Raw genomic sequence first — 17,462 nt, forward strand, 5'->3', positions numbered from 1 at the left:
CTATTCTGTCAGCTCCAAGAGCACCTCACCCTCGTCAACAAATTCCCCTTCTGCTTTATACACTTTACTGATTACACCTCTTTCTTCTGCGACAATGGGAATCTCCATTTTCATTGATTCTAAGATGGCGACTTCCTGTCCTTTTTGCACTTCATCGCCCTGTTTCACAAGAAGCTTCCATAAGTTTCCGGCCATTTGTATCGTGACGGTTTTCATGAACGGTTTTCCTCCCTTTTTTTCATCAGATAATCGGTTGTAATGCTCCCCAGTAAAAAGGCAGTAGATCCGGCCATTTCTTTTAAAAGCGGCAGATTGGTTTTAATCCCTTCTATTTCATATGCGTGTAATGCCGTTTTTAATCGTTCTATTGCAAGGTTCCGTGTATCACCGTACACAATCATTTTCGCAATCATCGGATCGTAAAATGGGGTAATGACACTGCCGTTCGTTACGCTTGACTCATGCCGGATATATGGGGCGTCAGGTGTAGAAAGTTGAGTGATCGTACCTGGTGACGGATAAAATGTCACAGGGTCTTCAGCGTATATTCTGACTTCAATGGCATGCCCGATTTGATGAATGTCCTCCTGGCTGAAGGACAGGGGCTCTAATGCTGCAACTTTCAGCTGCTCCTCGACAAGATCAATACCTGTAATTTCTTCTGTGACAGGGTGTTCTACTTGCAATCTCGTGTTCATTTCTAAGAAATAAAATTGCTGGTTTTGATCGACTAAACATTCAATTGTGCCCGCATTTTCATACCCAATCGCTTTGGCAGCTTTGATGGCCATTTGCCCCATTTGCTGTCTCACGGTGTCATCAAGACAGACGGCAGGTGCTTCTTCAATAATTTTCTGATGTCTTCTTTGGAGTGAACAATCTCTTTCAAATAAGTGAACGCCGTGGCCGAACGAATCAAAAAGTACTTGAATTTCTATGTGCCGTGCGTGTTCAATCACCTTTTCCATGTATAAAGTACCGTCATGAAAGAAGCTTTGTGCCCTTTTTTGATTTCCTTCAAATGCTCTATACAGTTCTTCATCGTTGCGGACGAGCTGCATACCAATCCCGCCGCCGCCGCTCGATGCCTTTAGCATAACGGGATAGCCGAGTGACTGTGCTTTACTAACCCCTTCGTCTGCATCATGAAGCGGAGCTGAAACACCTGGAACGATTGGAATGCCCGCTTGTTCCATCGTTTTTCTCGCTTCAATTTTATTCCCCATCTGCTGAATCACTTGTGCAGATGGTCCAATAAAGACAATGCCCTCGCTTTGGCAGCGCTTAGCAAATGCTGCATTCTCTGATAAAAGACCATAACCTGGGTGGATGGCATCTGTATTTGTTTGTTTGGCAATACTGATGATTGCTTCCATGTTTAAGTAGCTTTCAGATACTCTAGCGCCACCGATATAATAGGCGCTGTCTGCTTCTTGCACATGAAGTGCATGCTGATCAGCCTCTGAATAAACAGCAACAGTTTTTATTCCGAGTCGTTTACATGTCCGAATAATTCTACGGGCAATTTCGCCTCGATTGGCGACCAATACTTGTTCAAACATCGCTGCCTTCACTCCTTTATTAGATCAAGCGCCTGCTCTTTCAAGCGAAATTTCTGAATTTTGCCTGAGGCGGTCATTGGGTACTCATCTGTAATGAAAAAATATTTCGGGATTTTGTAGCGTGCCATTTGCGACTGACAATAGCTCGTTAATGTCTCAATTGAGATCGACTTCCCTTGTTTCAGCCGAATGAATGCGGCTGCTTCCTCGCCATATGTCTCGTCAGGAATACCAACGACCTGTGCGTCAAGAATGGCAGGGTGAGTGTATAGGACATCCTCAATCTCTTTTGGGTATACATTCTCTCCGCCTCTGATGATCATATCTTTGAGCCGGCCTGTGATTTTTACATAGCCTTCGTGATCCATCTCAGCTAAATCCCCTGTATGAAGCCATCCGTCCTCATCAATGACTTCATTTGTTGCTTCTTCGTTTTTATAATAGCCTTTCATGACATGGTAACCTCTTGTGCAAAGCTCCCCTTGCTGTCCTCTTGGCACTTCTTTTGACGTTCCTGGCAAGGTAATTTTTACTTCAATGTGAGGAAGCGCACGTCCGACCGTTTGAACTCGTCGTTCAAACGAATCATCGGTTCTTGTTTGGGTAATGACAGGTGAGCTTTCGGTCTGACCATAGGCAATTGTAAGTTCTCTAAGCCCCATTTTTTCAATCACTGCTTTCATGACATGGGACGGGCAGAGTGAACCGGCCATAATTCCCGTTCGTAATGTAGACAGATCATAAGAGTGGAAATTTGGATGATCGAGCTCTGCGATGAACATGGTCGGCACACCGTGAAGGACAGTGCATTTTTCTGTTTCAACTGTTTGCAGGACTCGTTCTGGATGAAAAGATTCAAGTGGGATGATCGTTCCCCCTTTTGTGAGACAAGCAAGTACACCAAGAACGGAGCCGAAGCAATGAAAGAATGGCACAGGGATACACATACGGTCTTGCTCTGTTAATTTCATACAATCTGCGATTTGACCGGCATTACAGACAATATTCGTATGACTGAGCATCACTCCTTTTGGATAGCCTGTTGTGCCTGAGGTATATTGCATATTAATGACGTCATCAGGCGTGAGCTCATCCATTCGCTTCTCCCACTCATGATCCTCGGTTCTTTTCGCTGCAATTTGTATACTATCCCAGCTGCGCATACCGGTTGGGACATGCTGACCAATATAGACGCAGCTTTTCAAATAAGGGAATGATGAGGAAGTGATCACATCTTGATGAGCGGTTTGAAGCTCTGGAATCAGCTCTTCAAGCATGTTGACATAGGACGTTTCTTTAAATCCGTCTACAATAAACAACATTTTACTGTCAGAATGCTTGAGTAAATATGCGAGTTCCTGTGATTGAAAATTGGTATTCACGGTGACAAGAACAGCACCAATGGAGGCGCAGGCGAATTGCAGAATGAGCCATTCAGGTACATTTGGTGCCATGATGGCGATATGATCTCCCTTTTGAATCCCTAATGCCATGAGACCTTTACCTGTTTCCTTGACCTCGTGATAAAACGCTTCATATGAATAACGTAAAGAACGTTCTGGGTAAACAATGGCTTCATGTGCTGGATGCTGTTCTTTTTTCTCTCTTAATAGGGAGCCGATCGTTTGCGGGTAAATCGACATCATTGCTTTCCTCCCTCATGAATAGTAAGCGTTTTCATTAAGGTATTACGCTAACAGCTGTCTTGCGATCACGAGACGCTGAATTTCAGAGGTTCCTTCTCCGATTTCCATCAGCTTGGCATCTCTCACCAGCCGTTCAACACCGCATTCTTTCATATATCCTGTTCCGCCATGAATTTGGACCGCATCAAGACTTGCTTTAGTCGCCATTTCTGAAGCAAAAAGTTTGGCATAGGCCGCTTCTTTTGTAAATGGTTTGCCTTGATCTTTCAGCCAAGCAGCTTTCCAGACCATTTGTCTTGCAAGCTCTATTTGCATCGCCATATCCGCCAGCTTAAACTGAATGGCCTGGAAGGATGAGAGCGTCTGCCCAAATTGCTTTCTTTCTTTTGCATAGGAAAGTGAAGCATCAAGTGCAGCTTGCGCAATTCCGACAGATAAGGCAGCAATGGAAATTCGTCCGCCGTCCAATGTATATAAAAATTGCTTGAATCCTTTCGACTTATCTCCTAATATGTGATGAGCCGGTACACGCACTTCGTCTAATATGATCTCAGCCGTATCTGAACCGCGAACCCCCATTTTGTCATATGGGTTTGTAATTGAAAGTCCCTTTTGCCCTTTCTCTACAATAAAAGCGGAGATGATCGGACGTCCGTTTTCATCATGATCCGTCACAGCGGTGACAATAATTGTTCTGGCAAAATTGGCATTTGTGATCCAGCACTTCTCCCCGCTGATCACATATTCTTGTCCGTCTTTGATGGCTTTTGTTTTTGTTCCTTTTGCATCTGATCCGGCGTTTGGCTCTGTTAATCCGAAGGAACCGAGTGCTGTTCCAGAAGCTAACGGAACAAGATGGTCCATCTTTTGCTCTTCCGTACCGAAGTAATAAAGGGGACTTGCGCCTAAGGAAACCGCTGCGGCATAACTAAGCCCTGTACTCGCACACTGCTTTCCAATTTCCTCGACTGCTAGTGCATACGAGATCGTATCTCCTCCCGATCCTCCATATTTCTCTGGAAAGGGTATACCCATAAAACCGAGCTCCCCCATTTTCTGAAATGTTTTCTCTGGAAAAATCGCCTGTTCATCAATCGTTTGAGCGTGTGGTGCAATTTCTGTTTTTGCAAATTCTTTGACCATCTGACGGATCATTTGCTGCTCTTTCGTTAATTCAAAATCCATTGTGCTTCCCCCTTTGGCGCTTTTCTATCATATTTATTAATCAAGTAGCTGCTTCATGCCAAGCTTGATTGAATTCAGAAAATTAAAATAAGAATAGTAGAAAAATAGAGAAAGCAAAAAAGCATAAATCGAGGAAAATCCCCATTTATGCTTTACTATGTTATTTTATTGTTTTTGTAGAAGGCTTACTTTCATGGTGAAGACGATTGAGAGCTGTCACTTTGTAAGTATAGCTCTTCTTTTGATTTGCTGAAAGGTCTTTGACATGTGTAAAGGAGCCTGTTTCTTTTACGGCCGCTTGCACAAATTCATACGTCCCTTTATTTGATAATCGATAGACTGCATAATAGGATGCGGTAGAGCTCCGGTCATTTTGAATCTGTAAAACTGCGCCATCCTCTGTCTTTTTCACAGATTGGATGATTGGTTTTTTAGGAGCCTTTTGATGAAGCCATGGCATCTCTGGAATGAGGGCTGGTTTGATATAGGTTTCTTCTATTAATCGTTTCTTTACATTCAAGGGATTTCGATTGATATCCTTCAGACTAAAATGCATGCTTCCCTGGACGAGCTGTGACTGCCTGTTCAGCTTGATCTGGCGGAAATACTCTTCGGGATCAGACCAAGCAGGATCACTGTTTTGATTGATTTTATAAGTCGCTTGACCAATGTACAAGTGAACAGGCTGCCCCTTCACCTCATTTGACCACCATTTCGTCAGTACATCATAGGCAGCGGGCTGAAAGCCGATACTCCAATAAATTTGCGGGGTGATATAATCAATATGGTGCTGCTGTATCCATTCTCTTGTATCAGCATATAAATCATCATAATTGGTCATACCTGCTGTTGTACTCGAGCCAGTCGGGTCGTCTTTGATATTACGCCATACCCCGAATGGACTAATACCAAATTTCACATATGGCTTTTCTTTCTTAATGGTGTCATTAATCTGCTTCACTAATTGGTTCACATTATCTCTTCGCCAATCTTCTATATGTGTAAATGCTTTTTTCCCATATGTTTCATACGTTTCTTGATCTGGAAATGGCACACCCGCTATTTTATTTGGGTAAAAATAATCATCCATATGCACCGCATCAATATCGTAGTTTTTCACCACTTCCTCTATGCCGTCAACAATGAAGTCCTGAGCATCAGGAATGCCTGGATTAAAGTACAACTGATTTCCGTAGGCGATGGTCCAATCTGGGTGCGCTCTTGCAGGATGATCGGCTGATAATCGGTTGAGATCGGTATGATTCATTGTGATTCGATAAGGGTTAAACCAAGCATGAAATTCAAGGCCTCGTTTATGTGCTTCTTCTACCATAAATTCAAGCGGGTCATACCCAGGGTCTTTCCCTTGCGTACCAGTCAAATATTCAGACCAAGGCCCGAATTTCGACGGATAAAAGGCATCTGCTGTTGGTTTAATTTGCATGATAATGGCATTCATATTCATCGCCTTGATCTCGTCTAACAGTTGAATGAACTCTTGCTTCTGCTCTTCGGCGGACAGTCCTTTCTTTGAAGGCCAATCTAGGTTATACACTGATGCGACCCACACGGCACGCATCTCTCTTGTGCTCTCAAGCTTCCCTTTTGGCATTGAACGAGCTAGACTGCTAGAAGGAATCAATAAGAATACACACATAAAAACCAATATCAGAACCGTCATACTCATCTTTTTCAGCATGTTTTGCATCACCTCATATCAAGTTTATTCTGCGTTTTGTGATGGAATGCCAGCAGATGGTGTAAGCAAGATGTTTTTCATTTCTATCAGCTGAGCTTTGGGAACCCCGCAGGCTTCTAGTAAATACCGCTCTGCACTTCCGTATGTATCTATCATCTCTTTCAGTACATCCTCAAGATAATCTTGCTGCACACCAAGCAGTGGTTGAACTTGTTCTTTTGACACCCGGTATAAACTCATCATGCGAACAAATCGTTCTTGCCTTTTCACTAGTATTCGCACGCCTTCGTTGGAACGCATGTATTCATTTAAAACGGTATACACCGGCACACCTGCTGCTAATTGTATAAGAGCAGATAAAAAGCCTGTGCGGTCCTTTCCGCTTGTACAGTGAAGCATAAGCGGATAATTTTTTTCATCAGACAGTAATGTAAACAATTGCTGAATTTCTTCTTTTCGCTCATTGAGCATGCTTTGATATAAATCTTTCATGATCGGCGTAAAGGATAGAGACTTTCCTTCTGCTACCAGCATTCGAAACATGGCCCATTTGCTAGGCATCATGCTGTCAGGCTGCATAGGGATATGAACAATTTTATCGTGTTCCATGATCTTTGGCGGGTGTGATCTTCTTTCTGAACTTGTACGCAGGTCACAAATCGTTTGAATTCCAAGTGTCGAGAAGGTCAATATGTCTTGTTTAGTGAGACGGGATAAATCGGCAGATCGATACAACATTCCTTGTTTAATCACCATCTGATCGGTTGTTTGAAGGCCCCCTATCTCTCTAAAATTTGCAAGCTTTGAAAACTGTATGTTGTGCTGATTCATAGAAGTGAAAATCCTTTCTGCCCTCTTTTCTCTATCATACGCTCTTATGAAAAATGAGAAAAGATAAGAGAAAAAGATCATTCAATTCTCCCATGTTGATCCGTGACATCTTTTACGTGGAATTATTGTTATAATAAAATCAGCATATTCGTATTGATTGGAGATTATAGCATGATAAAAACAAAACGTATTCAGCAAATAAAAGAGTATGTATTTGACCGGGAATCTGCCTCTCTTGATGAGCTTGTGGCGCATTTTGGCGTCTCAAAAAACACAATACGCCGAGATGTACAAGCATTGGTAGAATCCGGCGTGCTAAAGAAAGTCTATGGCGGTGTGGCTGTGAATCACTCCACATTAGTGGTGTATCAGGAGCGAAAGACTCGTCAGCTGAGTAAAAAACAACTCATCGGACAGACTGCCGCCGCATTTGTTGAACATGGTGATATGATTTTTGTTGATTCTGGTACAACGACGCTGGAGATGCTTCCTTATTTGACGGAGAAACAGATCACCGTTGTGACAAATAACGTGGATTTCATTACACAGGCTATGCCTTATGAACACCTCACCATCTTTTCGACCGGCGGTATGCTAGAGCGAAAAACAAATTCTTTCGTTGGTTATCAAAGTGTTGAGCGTCTAAAAGCATACAATGTCAATAAAGCATTTATTGCGTCAACGGGTTTATCCATTGATCACGGCGTGACGAATTCCTCCCCGCTTGAGACTGATATTAAAAAGACACTCGTTGAAAAAAACGCCAAAACCTTCTTATTAGTCGATGATAGTAAGTTTGATCATTATGCCTTGACCACGTTTTGTGACTTAAAAGATATCGACATCGTGGTGACCAACGAGCAGCCAAATGAAGATTACCTTCAATATGGAAAAGAGCATGATGTAAAGTTTGTCACGCCTTAGTCCAAAGAGCCAAACGTCAGTGTTTTGGCTTTTTTCTTATGCACAAACGAGTGAAACAGCGAAGTGTTGGCTACATTATGACCGTACATTTAACACATATTGGGAGGTAGACGTGATGCCATTGTTACGATTTGACTTGATAGAAGGCCGTTCTAAAGAGGATTTAAAAAAACTGCTAGACACTTGCCATGACGCAATGGTGGATGCCTTTGGGGTACCTGAACGAGATCGCTATCAAATTGTACATCAACACCGCGCTGAAGAGATGATCATTGAAGACACTGGGCTTGGTTACCCGAGAACAAAGGATCTGGTTGTCATTAGTGTTGTCAGTAAACAGCGAACGGAAGAGCAAAAGGAAAAGCTTTATGCACAAATCGCAGAACGTGTAGAAAAAGAATGCGGGGTTGCCAAAACGGATGTGATGATCTCCATTGTGGAAAATGGAGACGCCGATTGGAGCTTCGGGATGGGTCAGGCTCAATTCATAAAAGGATTGCTCTAAAAAACGGCTCAGGAAGTTGAGCCGTTTTTTGATTCATTCTTTTCAAGCTGCATCAGCAATCGGAATAAAAAGCGGTACATTGACGTGATGACACCAATAAGAGGCGTATCTTCCTCGATGTCATCAATTTCAAGAAGGGGCAGATTCACATCAAATAAGCCGTCTTGACCATTAAATTGGAGCTGAGCACCATGTAAGGCAGAGAATATGTCCTTTAGCTGTCCTGTCTCTTTTTTCTGACGTTTGAATCCGAATAATACTGTATACGTTTGGAATACTTCATCCCATTCAATGGCCAGTCCATCGACTTCCACCACTTCAAACCACTTCGACTCAATATAAATGAATTCTTTTTGTTGTTTTTTTACATATGTAAGAGGGGTATTCAAAAAGGACGCTTTTTCAGTTTGAATCATTTCCTCCGATTCCTTGTCCACTCGTTCTATATAAACATCAGCAAAGCGTGCTTCTTCTGTCATTTTTGCCCCTTCTAGCGGCCAATTTTGACGTGCGGCTTCGTTATATTCAAAGTCTGTGAGCGCCTGTCCTTCTTTCAATAAATCTTGTAAGCGATTTTGCAGTGACATGACTGTGTCTCCTTTCATCTACTTCCTATGCGTTGTTTATTTTAGCATAACATATGAAAAGAAAGATATGCCTGAGCATATGATGGTATGATAGTGTAAAAAGAAACATCTCGGAGGGGACCGTTTTGCTCACAATGACACTGGCAGAAAAAATCGTAGATGAGGTCAAAAAGGTACTGACGGAAGAAATCATCATCACACAAACTAACGGTACCATTATTGCTGCAACAGATCCAGCACGCATTGGTCAATTTCATGAAGGCGCATATGTCACGTCCTTAGAAGGGCAGAAACGAATTCTTACAAAGGATGATGTGCTGCATATGAAAGGCGTTAAAGCCGGTATCAATCTGCCTATTTATTTTAAGCAAGAAGTCATTGGTGTGATTGGAATGACAGGCGATCCAAGGCATGTGTCCCCTTTTGGCGACATTTTACGAAAAATGACCGAGCTGCTCATTCAAGAGCATGAATTTTTTCAAGAAACGGAAACAGATGAACGGCAGCTTGAAGCCTTTGTATTCGACTGGCTTCATCTGCCAGAAACAGCTGTTGATATGACCGAAAAGGCGCAGCGGCTTGGTCTTGATGTCAACAAGCAGCGTGTGGTTGTACTCATTGATTGCCAAGATGAATCGTTTATGAAGCAGGATCAATACAAACTGATGAAGGACAAATTGCACCTGACCAATCAGGAAATTATTGTGCGCTGGGGGCATGCCCGTTTTTTGCTCATGCTGCAAACCACACCAGACGGTCGTGATACATGGCACAAGCGTCTGTTCCATATCCATGCTGCGCTCGCAGCGCTTTCACCATCGAGGGTTTTCATTGGCGCGGGAAAACCAGCAGCTTCTCATTTCATGAAGCAGTCTTTTCATCAAGCTTTTCGCGCTTTAAAATTGGCGCATGCTGAAACACCGATTGTGTTTGATGAAGATTTGACACTTGAACTTTTTATGGAGGAAATCAGTCAGGAAACAAAAGATGCGTTTCTTGATCGAACGATTACGTCCCTTTTCCCCTATCCTGAACTAGTGAAAACATTGCGGGTACTCATAGCTTCGGATTACTCATTGAAACATACAGCTGAAGCCATGCATGTCCATATTAATACACTTCATTACAGATTAAAACGGATCCAGGATTTAACGACACTTGATCCAAAGCGTATGCAAGATGCAATGCTTTTTTATTTGGCCTTGCTGCTTTTAGATCATGATACAAAAAAACCTATAAAACAGCCTGATATTTTGTAGAATCGTCCATAGGCATGTGACGGTTCTTTTTTTATACTGGTAGAAACGAGACGTTAAATGAGCGGGAGTGATTGTATATGCTGGATTCAGAATTTTCAAATCAATTAAAAGAGATTGTTGGGGCGTCGTATGTCCAAGACAGCAAGGCAGATCGTCTTGCCTATTCTTATGATGCGACACCAAATTTTCAGCAGATGCCAGATGCCATCGTGACACCTCGCACGGCGGAGGAAGTGCAGCAAATTGTTAAACTCTGCGCCACTCACAAGGTGCCGATTGTCCCAAGAGGTTCAGGGACGAATCTTTGTGCAGGAACATGTCCTACCCAAGGCGGGTTGGTGATTCTCTTTACTAGAATGAACCAACTTTTAGAAATAGACGAAGAAAATCTAACCGCAACGGTGCAGCCTGGCTTGATTACGCAGGAGTTCATTCATCAAGTAGAGGAAAAAGGTCTCTTCTACCCGCCTGACCCAAGCTCTATGAAAATTTCCACATTAGGCGGCAATATTAACGAAAATTCAGGGGGTCTACGGGGTTTAAAGTATGGAGTGACAAGGGATTATGTCCTTGGGCTTGAAGTGGTTCTGCCAAATGGTGACATTATCAAAACAGGCGGAAAGCTTGCAAAGGATGTCGCTGGATATGATATGACTCGATTGTTCGTCGGTTCAGAAGGAACGCTCGGGATTGTCACAGAAGCGGTGCTGAAGCTCCTGCCGCTTCCAGAAACGAAACAAACGATGCTTTGTTTATACGAAAGCCTGGAAGAAGCTGCGACTTCTGTCTCGGCCATCATTGCTGAGCGTATCATTCCTGCCACATTAGAATTTATGGATCAGCCGACCCTTGAAGTCGTTGAAGATTTTGCAAACATTGGCCTGCCTACTGACGTTCAAGCCGTGTTATTAATTGAACAGGACGGCAACCCCGAAGCTGTTTCTCGTGATATCCAAAAAATCGCAGAAGTCTGTGAGCAGCACGGGGCTAAAAGCGTGAAGATCGCACATTCAGAAGATGAGGCAAGTGCGCTCTTAACAGCGAGACGCTCTGCTTTATCTGCTCTCGCTCGATTAAGCCCTACAACGATTTTAGAAGATGCGACCGTTCCCCGGTCTGAAATTGCCAATATGGTTCGTGCAATTGAAGACATTGCCCGAGAATACGAGGTGAACATTTGTACCTTTGGTCATGCAGGTGATGGGAATTTACACCCCACTTGTGCTACAGATGCAAGAAATGTAGAAGAAATGACACGTGTAGAAGCTGCCTTTCAGGCCATTTTTGAAAAAGCCGTTGCACTCGGCGGCACCATCACAGGCGAACATGGCGTTGGTCTCATGAAAGCCCCTTATTTGGAGCTGAAGGTCAAAAAAGAAGGAATCGCTGCAATGAAAGCGATCAAACAGGCGCTTGACCCGGCAAATATCATGAACCCAGATAAAGTGTTTGGAAAAGCCTCAAGAAAGCGGGTGGTGGTCTCATGAGTTCTTCTTCTAAGCAAAAAGAGATCCAGCAGCAGTTTCAGGAGCAAATGGATGAAAAGGAGCTGCTTAATTGCATGCGCTGCGGCTTCTGCCTCCCTTCCTGCCCTACCTATATTGAATCTGGACAACAAGAAACGCACTCTCCCCGGGGCCGAATTGCATTAATGAAAGCTGTAAGAGATGGCGTCATTGAACCAGATGAAGATGTTGAACATTCACTTAATCTTTGTCTCGGCTGCCGTGCATGTGAACCTGTTTGTCCTTCTGGCGTCAAGTATGGACAGCTGCTAGAAGATGCAAGAGACATTATTCAACAGCACAAAAAACAATCGCTTCCTGTCAAATTGATGAGACGAGTTGTGTTTAAAGGTCTCTTCCCTTCACAAAGTCGTATGCGGCAAGCTGCTAGCTTTCTTCGATTTTATCAAACATCTGGTCTGCAAACGGCTGCCCGCAAGACGCGCATACTGAAGGTGCTTCCCTCCCATTTACAGCTGATGGAACAAGCGCTTCCAAAGGTGCCGCCTCAAAAGAAAAAACGTTTGAATGAATATAAAGCCATTGGTAAGACAAAAAAACGGGTGGCGTTTTTTACTGGCTGTTTAATGGATACGGTTTTCTCAAGCACAAACGAAGCGACCATTCATCTTTTGCAGCTAGCAGGCTGTGATGTCGTCGTTCCTGCTATACAAACATGCTGCGGAGCGCTTCACGGTCATAGCGGAGAAAAAGACCAAGCAAAACAGTTAGCCAAGCGGAATATTGAAGCATTCGAGGATACAGATGCCGATGCTATTATCATGAATGCGGGCGGCTGTGGTGCCTTTTTAACTGATTACGGCCATTTGCTTCAGGATGATCTAGATTTCCAAAAAAGAAGTAAAGCCTTCTCACAGAAAATAACCGATATATCAAGCATTCTTGTGGAGCTGGAGTTTCACCGCAGCATGCCACTTGCGCTGCCAGCGCAAGTGATCACCTATCAAGATTCCTGTCATTTACGAAATGGTATGAATGTACAACAAGCGCCGAGGGTGCTCATGAAAGCCATTCAAGGAGTAACGTTTAAGGAAATGAAAGATGCCGGCCGCTGCTGTGGATCAGCAGGAATCTACAATATCTTGCAGCCCGATATGTCGATGCAGATTTTAGATCATAAAATGGCAGAAGCCAACCACACAGCAGCGGCTGCCATTGTTACGTCGAATCCAGGTTGTCAATTACAAATGGCAGCAGGCGTCAAAAAGGCAGGACATACGCCCAGCATGAGAGCAATTCATCTGGCTGACTTTTTATTAGAAGCCGTTCAATATGGAAAAAAAGCGTCCAGCTCATGAAGCTGAACGCTTTTTTTATGCATATCTTCAGACGATTGGTTGGATAATAGAGGCAAATCGCGAAAGGAGATGGTTCAAGTGCTGAAGAAAAATAAACCTCATCAGAAAGACCCGAATTCAGTATTTGAAGCATTATCTCGTTCCTCTGATTTTATTAATGAATTATCAAGCTCCGGAGGTTTTCTTTATCGAATTTCTTTTTTTCGACCTTTAATTAATGGCAATTTACTTCATGAACAAATCTTGCCTTTTATTCAACAATTGCATTTGACACCCACTCTTGAAGAGCTGAAAGAACACATCCCAATTGAACAAGCTGTGATTACAAGTGACCTTCAAAAAGTGGAAGAAGCTCTTCATCGTGGCAGTATTGCTGTTCGAATTGAGACAGACTGGGGCAAAACGCTCCTTTTACCGATTGAAGAAAAGAAAGGCAGACAAGTGAGTCAACCTGAGATTGAATTCGGGATTATCAGTGCGCAGGAAGCCTTTGTGGAAGGGCTGGATACAAACTTAAACTTGCTCAGACGCAGACTGCCAACCCCTGGCCTTAAAGTAGTTGAACACACAGTGGGAACCCTTTCTCAAACGAAAGTAGCCGTTGTATACATAGAGGATATCGCCAACCCGCAGAACATTGAAACCGTTCTTCAGCGGATTAAAGATGTTGATTATGACCAAATTCTAGATTCAAATTATCTTGCGCAAATGCTTTATGATGTGTCCAATACAATCTTTCCATTATTTTTAAATACAGAAAGGCCAGACAGGGTTTCTTCAGGTTTAACAGAAGGGAAAATAGCCATTATGGTTGACGGTTCGCCTCATACCCTGCTTGCACCTACAATATTACTCGAGTATTTTTCTACAATGGAAGACTATAACATGTCTTGGATCGCAGCATCCTCCTTTCGACTGTTACGCATTTTTGCTGTGATATTTTCTATTTTTGCAACCCCCTTGTATGTTGCCATTTTAACGTTTCATTATGAACTGATTCCTAAGGACTTATTAGAAACGATTGTAGCATCACGCTATCTCGTTCCCTTTCCGCCAATTATTGAGGCATTATTTTTAGAGATATCCATTGAGCTGCTTAGGGAAGCCGGGTCTCGCCTTCCAGCAAAAGTCGGACAGACACTTGGGATTGTTGGAGGTATTGTGATCGGACAGGCAGCAGTTGCAGCGGGATTAACAAGTAATATTCTGCTTATTATTGTCGCATTATCAGCTCTTGCCTCTTTTGTCACACCGATTTATAAAATGGGGACGACCATTCGTCTCTTACGCTTCCCATTTCTTTTTGCCGCACAAGCGTGGGGAGCGCTCGGAATTGCGCTCATGGGAGCTTTTCTTCTTACCCACTTAATGAAATTAACGTCTATTGGCCGTCCTTACTTAGAACCTATCTTTCCACTTCGATTGGCCGATTTAAAGGGCAGTTTGATTCGACCTCAGCTCCGATTTTTGAATAAACGCCCAGAGAACTTACGCCCGCCAAATGAAACGATACACCACCAAAAGCCGAAGCAAGGCCGCAAGGGGAAAAATGATTTTTATGAATAAGGAAGTGAAGGCATGAGCTCTTCTTCTGTAAAAGAAAAATTTCAAGTATCCCCTTTTTTTGTATTTTTCCTTGTCAATGCCAATCAAGTAGGTGTTGGTATTTTAAATTTCCAGACGAATCTTGTCCGGACGATTAATAATGATGGGTGGATTGCCATTTTAATTGCTGGTGCAAGTGTCAATTTAATGATTTTCCTTATTTACTTTTTGTTTAAAAAAGCACCTACTGACGAATTCAGTGACATTACGCAATCTGTGTTTGGTAAATGGCTCGGACAATTCATCAACATTCTCTACATTTTGTATTTTTCTTCATTGTCTTTGATTGTGCTTATTCATTATATGGATGTGATCCATGTTTGGCTGTTTAAAGAAATTCCCGGCCTCTTATTTGCATCAGTGCTTCTCATCCTTGTCTATTACATTCATACGGGCGGATTTAGAACAATCGCTGGTTGGGCATTCTTTAGCATTATCCTAACGTACTGGATGACCTTTATCTGCTTTTATGTCATGAAATATAGTCACATCCGGTTTATGTTCCCAATGTTTGATCATTCATTTTCACAACTCATGGTGGGGGTCAAAGATGCCTCTTTATCCATGTTTGGTTTTGGAACACTGCTTGTCTATTATCCCTTTATTAAAAAAGCACAAACGTCGCAAAAATTTGCACATATGGGGGCATTGCTGACCACATGCCTCAATTTGCTTGTATTTCTCGTTTCTATAGCGTACTACTCAAGTGCCCAGCTCAAACTAACGAAATGGCCGACATTGACATTTACCAGCATTGTCAAACTTCCGTTTATCCAGCGCTTTGAATTTATTGAAGTGTCGCTATGGCTTTTGCTCATCGTTCCAAATATCGCCATTCCATTATGGGCTGCCAGCAGAATGGCAAAACAAGTGTTTCAGACGAGCCAGCGCATCACGTTAATTGTTCTCAGCCTTCTCATTCTCGGCATGTTTTCATTTTTTATCGGAGCTACCTCTTTTGAGACATTTAATAAATGGGTGGAATATAGCGGGTACATCCTCATCTATGGATTGATTGGATGTATGATCATTGGGCTGCTGCTGAAAAAAAGGTGGGTGAAAAAACGAGCATGAAACATTCTATTCTGATGTGTCTCATGTTATTTAGTCTTTTTTTAACGAGCTGTGCAGAGCCTCGTCTCTTAGATGAATTAAGTATCTCGCAGGCGGCGGGATTTGACTTATTGGAAGATGGAGAAATGAAGGGCTTCTTTGTTTTCCCTGTTTTTAAAAGCGAAGAGCAAGGAAGCTATCAAATTGTAAGTGCTAAGTCAAATACCATTAGTAATATTCAGTTTCTTGTTTCAGAAAAATCGCCTTTCCCCGTTGTCATGGGACAAGTACTCGTGATTTTAATAAGTGAAAAGCTGGCGAAAGAAGTGGGTATGATTGATTTGATGAATTACATCTATCGTGATCCGATCATTGGGTCAAGGCAAGTATTTGCCATAGTAGACGGAGAAGTTGAAGATTTATTGCATACAAAAATGAATCAAACCAACTTAAATATAGGTGTATATCTTTCAGATTTGCTTGCCCAAAACATGCGAAACGGCAATCAACCTGTCACCAATCAGCATATTTTTATGAATCAGATGATGGCAAAAGGCGTTGATGCTTACCTCCCTTACATTAAAAATACAAGCAACTCTATTAAAGTGTCAGGTGTCGCCCTTTTTGATCAAGAAAAAATGGTTGGGCATATTCCAGGGGAAGATACGTTTACGTTTAAAGCGATGATTGAAAATCATATAAACGGGATTTATGAGTTTCGATTTAATGACAAAAAGAAAACACATGTCGTCATTGAAAATATTAAATCACATGTGTCTTATCATATGAAACCAACAGAAAACCTTACAAAAAAGCCTCATATCACCATTGATATCAAACTGAAAGGTGAATTAAAAGAATTCATGAAATCGAAAAAAATCGATACGCCTTCTATTTTAAAGCATGTCGAAAAAGAAGTTGAGGAGCGTGTAGCTCAGCAAGGAAGAGAACTTGTTCAATCCTTTAAAAATCAAAAAATTGATCCGCTTGGACTCGGTTTGAGATATCGCTCTAAAGATAAAGCCATGACACCAGAAAAATGGCAAAAACTCTACCCTGATGCAGATGTTCAAGTGAATTGTCATATGAACATTGTCCAAACTGGTGTCAGCCAATAAAAAAGACTGTATGAAAAGGCTCTCCCTTCTCATACAGTCTTTTTTTAATCTTCATCTTTTACGTCCGGGTCCTCAGGAATCGGTTCATTTAAGATGTCTTGAATGAGCTCTTTATATTGTTCTAGCTGTTTCATATGGGTTTGAAACTGCCCTTGATAAATGAGATATGATTCCCCGTCAAATACGTAGCGAATCTTTTTTTGCCGAATTAATTTTTCAACATATGCTTCAGATACTTCTAGGTATTCAGCTGTTTCTCCAATTGTTAAATACATGAATGTGCACCACCGTTCGTTTCATCTTACAAATTATATCACGAGGTGATGATCCTTCACATGACAAAGAAAAACTTTCGGTCCTATACTGCATTTTTCATTGTAGGCGCAAGCAATACGCTGATTGACTTTCTGTTCTTCTTTTTTAACTGCCTGCTTTGTCCCCTCTTTTCTCGCACAGTGCGAAATTGGACGTTCCAAGTAAAAAAGGAATGGGCCGCAGTCAACGGAGCAGCGTCTCTTCTCACCTATATTGTCTTATATGTCATGCAGCTCGCAGGTTTCTCATTATTCTTAAGTAAAGCGATTGGCACCTTTCTTGGCATGATGATCACTTTGAAGACAAACAAAGAGAGGTCATTGGCGTCCAGCAAGTGATCTTCTAGATG

The 17,462-nt window shown here is 42.3% G+C and carries 17 protein-coding genes; 9 read left to right on the plus strand and 8 right to left on the minus strand.

The features are described 5' to 3' along the window. The 6 genes from MHI16_RS09340 to MHI16_RS09365 form a co-directional block, all read right to left on the minus strand. A complete protein-coding gene (locus tag MHI16_RS09340; protein WP_058015595.1) occupies nucleotides 1–216 on the minus strand; it encodes an acetyl-CoA carboxylase biotin carboxyl carrier protein subunit in 216 nt (71 codons plus the stop codon). Then, nucleotides 213–1,562: an acetyl-CoA carboxylase biotin carboxylase subunit gene (locus tag MHI16_RS09345; protein ID WP_144461958.1), complete on the minus strand. Its 1,350-nt coding sequence runs from the start codon at nucleotides 1,560–1,562 to the stop codon at nucleotides 213–215. The genes MHI16_RS09340 and MHI16_RS09345 overlap by 4 nt, the downstream gene beginning before the upstream one ends. Before the next feature lie 8 nt (nucleotides 1,563–1,570). After that, the gene (locus MHI16_RS09350) at nucleotides 1,571–3,208 is read right to left on the minus strand and encodes an AMP-binding protein (protein ID WP_144461956.1); all 1,638 of its coding nucleotides are present in this window, start codon (nucleotides 3,206–3,208) and stop codon (nucleotides 1,571–1,573) included. Nucleotides 3,209–3,250: 42 nt separating this feature from the next. After that, nucleotides 3,251–4,393, minus strand: coding sequence for an acyl-CoA dehydrogenase family protein (locus tag MHI16_RS09355; RefSeq protein WP_058015592.1), 1,143 nt, complete (start codon nucleotides 4,391–4,393; stop codon nucleotides 3,251–3,253). A 160-nt stretch (nucleotides 4,394–4,553) separates the two neighbouring features. Next, complete coding sequence (locus tag MHI16_RS09360; protein ID WP_058015591.1) at nucleotides 4,554–6,092, minus strand: family 10 glycosylhydrolase; 1,539 nt, start codon at nucleotides 6,090–6,092, stop codon at nucleotides 4,554–4,556. Nucleotides 6,093–6,116: 24 nt separating this feature from the next. After that, on the minus strand, nucleotides 6,117–7,004 hold the full coding sequence (locus MHI16_RS09365; protein ID WP_058015590.1) for a tyrosine-protein phosphatase: 888 nt from the start codon (nucleotides 7,002–7,004) through the stop codon (nucleotides 6,117–6,119). Nucleotides 7,005–7,094: 90 nt separating this feature from the next. On the opposite strand from MHI16_RS09365, the gene MHI16_RS09370 reads away from it, so the two are divergent. Further along, a complete protein-coding gene (locus tag MHI16_RS09370) occupies nucleotides 7,095–7,847 on the plus strand; it encodes a DeoR/GlpR family DNA-binding transcription regulator (protein WP_058015589.1) in 753 nt (250 codons plus the stop codon). Nucleotides 7,848–7,962: 115 nt separating this feature from the next. After that, entirely contained in the window at nucleotides 7,963–8,352 is a 390-nt protein-coding gene (locus MHI16_RS09375) for a tautomerase family protein (RefSeq protein WP_058015588.1), read from the plus strand. 8 nt (nucleotides 8,353–8,360) lie between these two features. Here MHI16_RS09375 and MHI16_RS09380 read toward each other — a convergent pair whose 3' ends face one another. Beyond that, nucleotides 8,361–8,939, minus strand: a complete 579-nt coding sequence (locus tag MHI16_RS09380; RefSeq protein WP_268467626.1) for a branched-chain amino acid aminotransferase — start codon at nucleotides 8,937–8,939, stop codon at nucleotides 8,361–8,363. 125 nt (nucleotides 8,940–9,064) lie between these two features. Here MHI16_RS09380 and MHI16_RS09385 point away from each other — a divergent pair, with 125 nt between their 5' ends. The 6 genes from MHI16_RS09385 (at nucleotide 9,065) to MHI16_RS09410 (ending at nucleotide 16,798) form a co-directional block, all read left to right on the plus strand. Next, nucleotides 9,065–10,198, plus strand: coding sequence for a sugar diacid recognition domain-containing protein (locus tag MHI16_RS09385; protein WP_180310691.1), 1,134 nt, complete (start codon nucleotides 9,065–9,067; stop codon nucleotides 10,196–10,198). Between the two features lie 77 nt (nucleotides 10,199–10,275). Continuing rightward, nucleotides 10,276–11,685: a glycolate oxidase subunit GlcD gene (gene glcD, locus MHI16_RS09390; protein WP_144461946.1), complete on the plus strand. Its 1,410-nt coding sequence runs from the start codon at nucleotides 10,276–10,278 to the stop codon at nucleotides 11,683–11,685. Further along, entirely contained in the window at nucleotides 11,682–13,022 is a 1,341-nt protein-coding gene (locus MHI16_RS09395; protein WP_058015586.1) for a (Fe-S)-binding protein, read from the plus strand. Before glcD ends, MHI16_RS09395 begins: the two co-directional genes overlap by 4 nt. Before the next feature lie 78 nt (nucleotides 13,023–13,100). Next, complete coding sequence (locus MHI16_RS09400) at nucleotides 13,101–14,588, plus strand: spore germination protein (protein ID WP_058015585.1); 1,488 nt, start codon at nucleotides 13,101–13,103, stop codon at nucleotides 14,586–14,588. A 12-nt stretch (nucleotides 14,589–14,600) separates the two neighbouring features. Next, on the plus strand, nucleotides 14,601–15,701 hold the full coding sequence (locus MHI16_RS09405) for a GerAB/ArcD/ProY family transporter (protein WP_061408125.1): 1,101 nt from the start codon (nucleotides 14,601–14,603) through the stop codon (nucleotides 15,699–15,701). Continuing rightward, nucleotides 15,698–16,798 (plus strand): Ger(x)C family spore germination protein, encoded by a 1,101-nt coding sequence (locus MHI16_RS09410; protein ID WP_058015694.1) that lies wholly within the window; start codon nucleotides 15,698–15,700, stop codon nucleotides 16,796–16,798. Before MHI16_RS09405 ends, MHI16_RS09410 begins: the two co-directional genes overlap by 4 nt. A gap of 44 nt (nucleotides 16,799–16,842) precedes the next feature. Here the strand turns inward: MHI16_RS09410 and MHI16_RS09415 are convergent, their stop codons facing one another. Continuing rightward, nucleotides 16,843–17,073: an excisionase family DNA-binding protein gene (locus MHI16_RS09415; protein ID WP_058015584.1), complete on the minus strand. Its 231-nt coding sequence runs from the start codon at nucleotides 17,071–17,073 to the stop codon at nucleotides 16,843–16,845. A gap of 60 nt (nucleotides 17,074–17,133) precedes the next feature. Here MHI16_RS09415 and MHI16_RS09420 point away from each other — a divergent pair, with 60 nt between their 5' ends. Further along, nucleotides 17,134–17,451 (plus strand): hypothetical protein, encoded by a 318-nt coding sequence (locus MHI16_RS09420; RefSeq protein ID WP_268467627.1) that lies wholly within the window; start codon nucleotides 17,134–17,136, stop codon nucleotides 17,449–17,451. Nucleotides 17,452–17,462 lie beyond the last annotated feature (11 nt).

Source organism: Bacillus sp. FSL K6-0923 (genome assembly GCF_038630825.1).
In the GTDB taxonomy this organism is placed as follows: Bacteria; Bacillota; Bacilli; order Bacillales; family Bacillaceae; genus Bacillus; species Bacillus pumilus.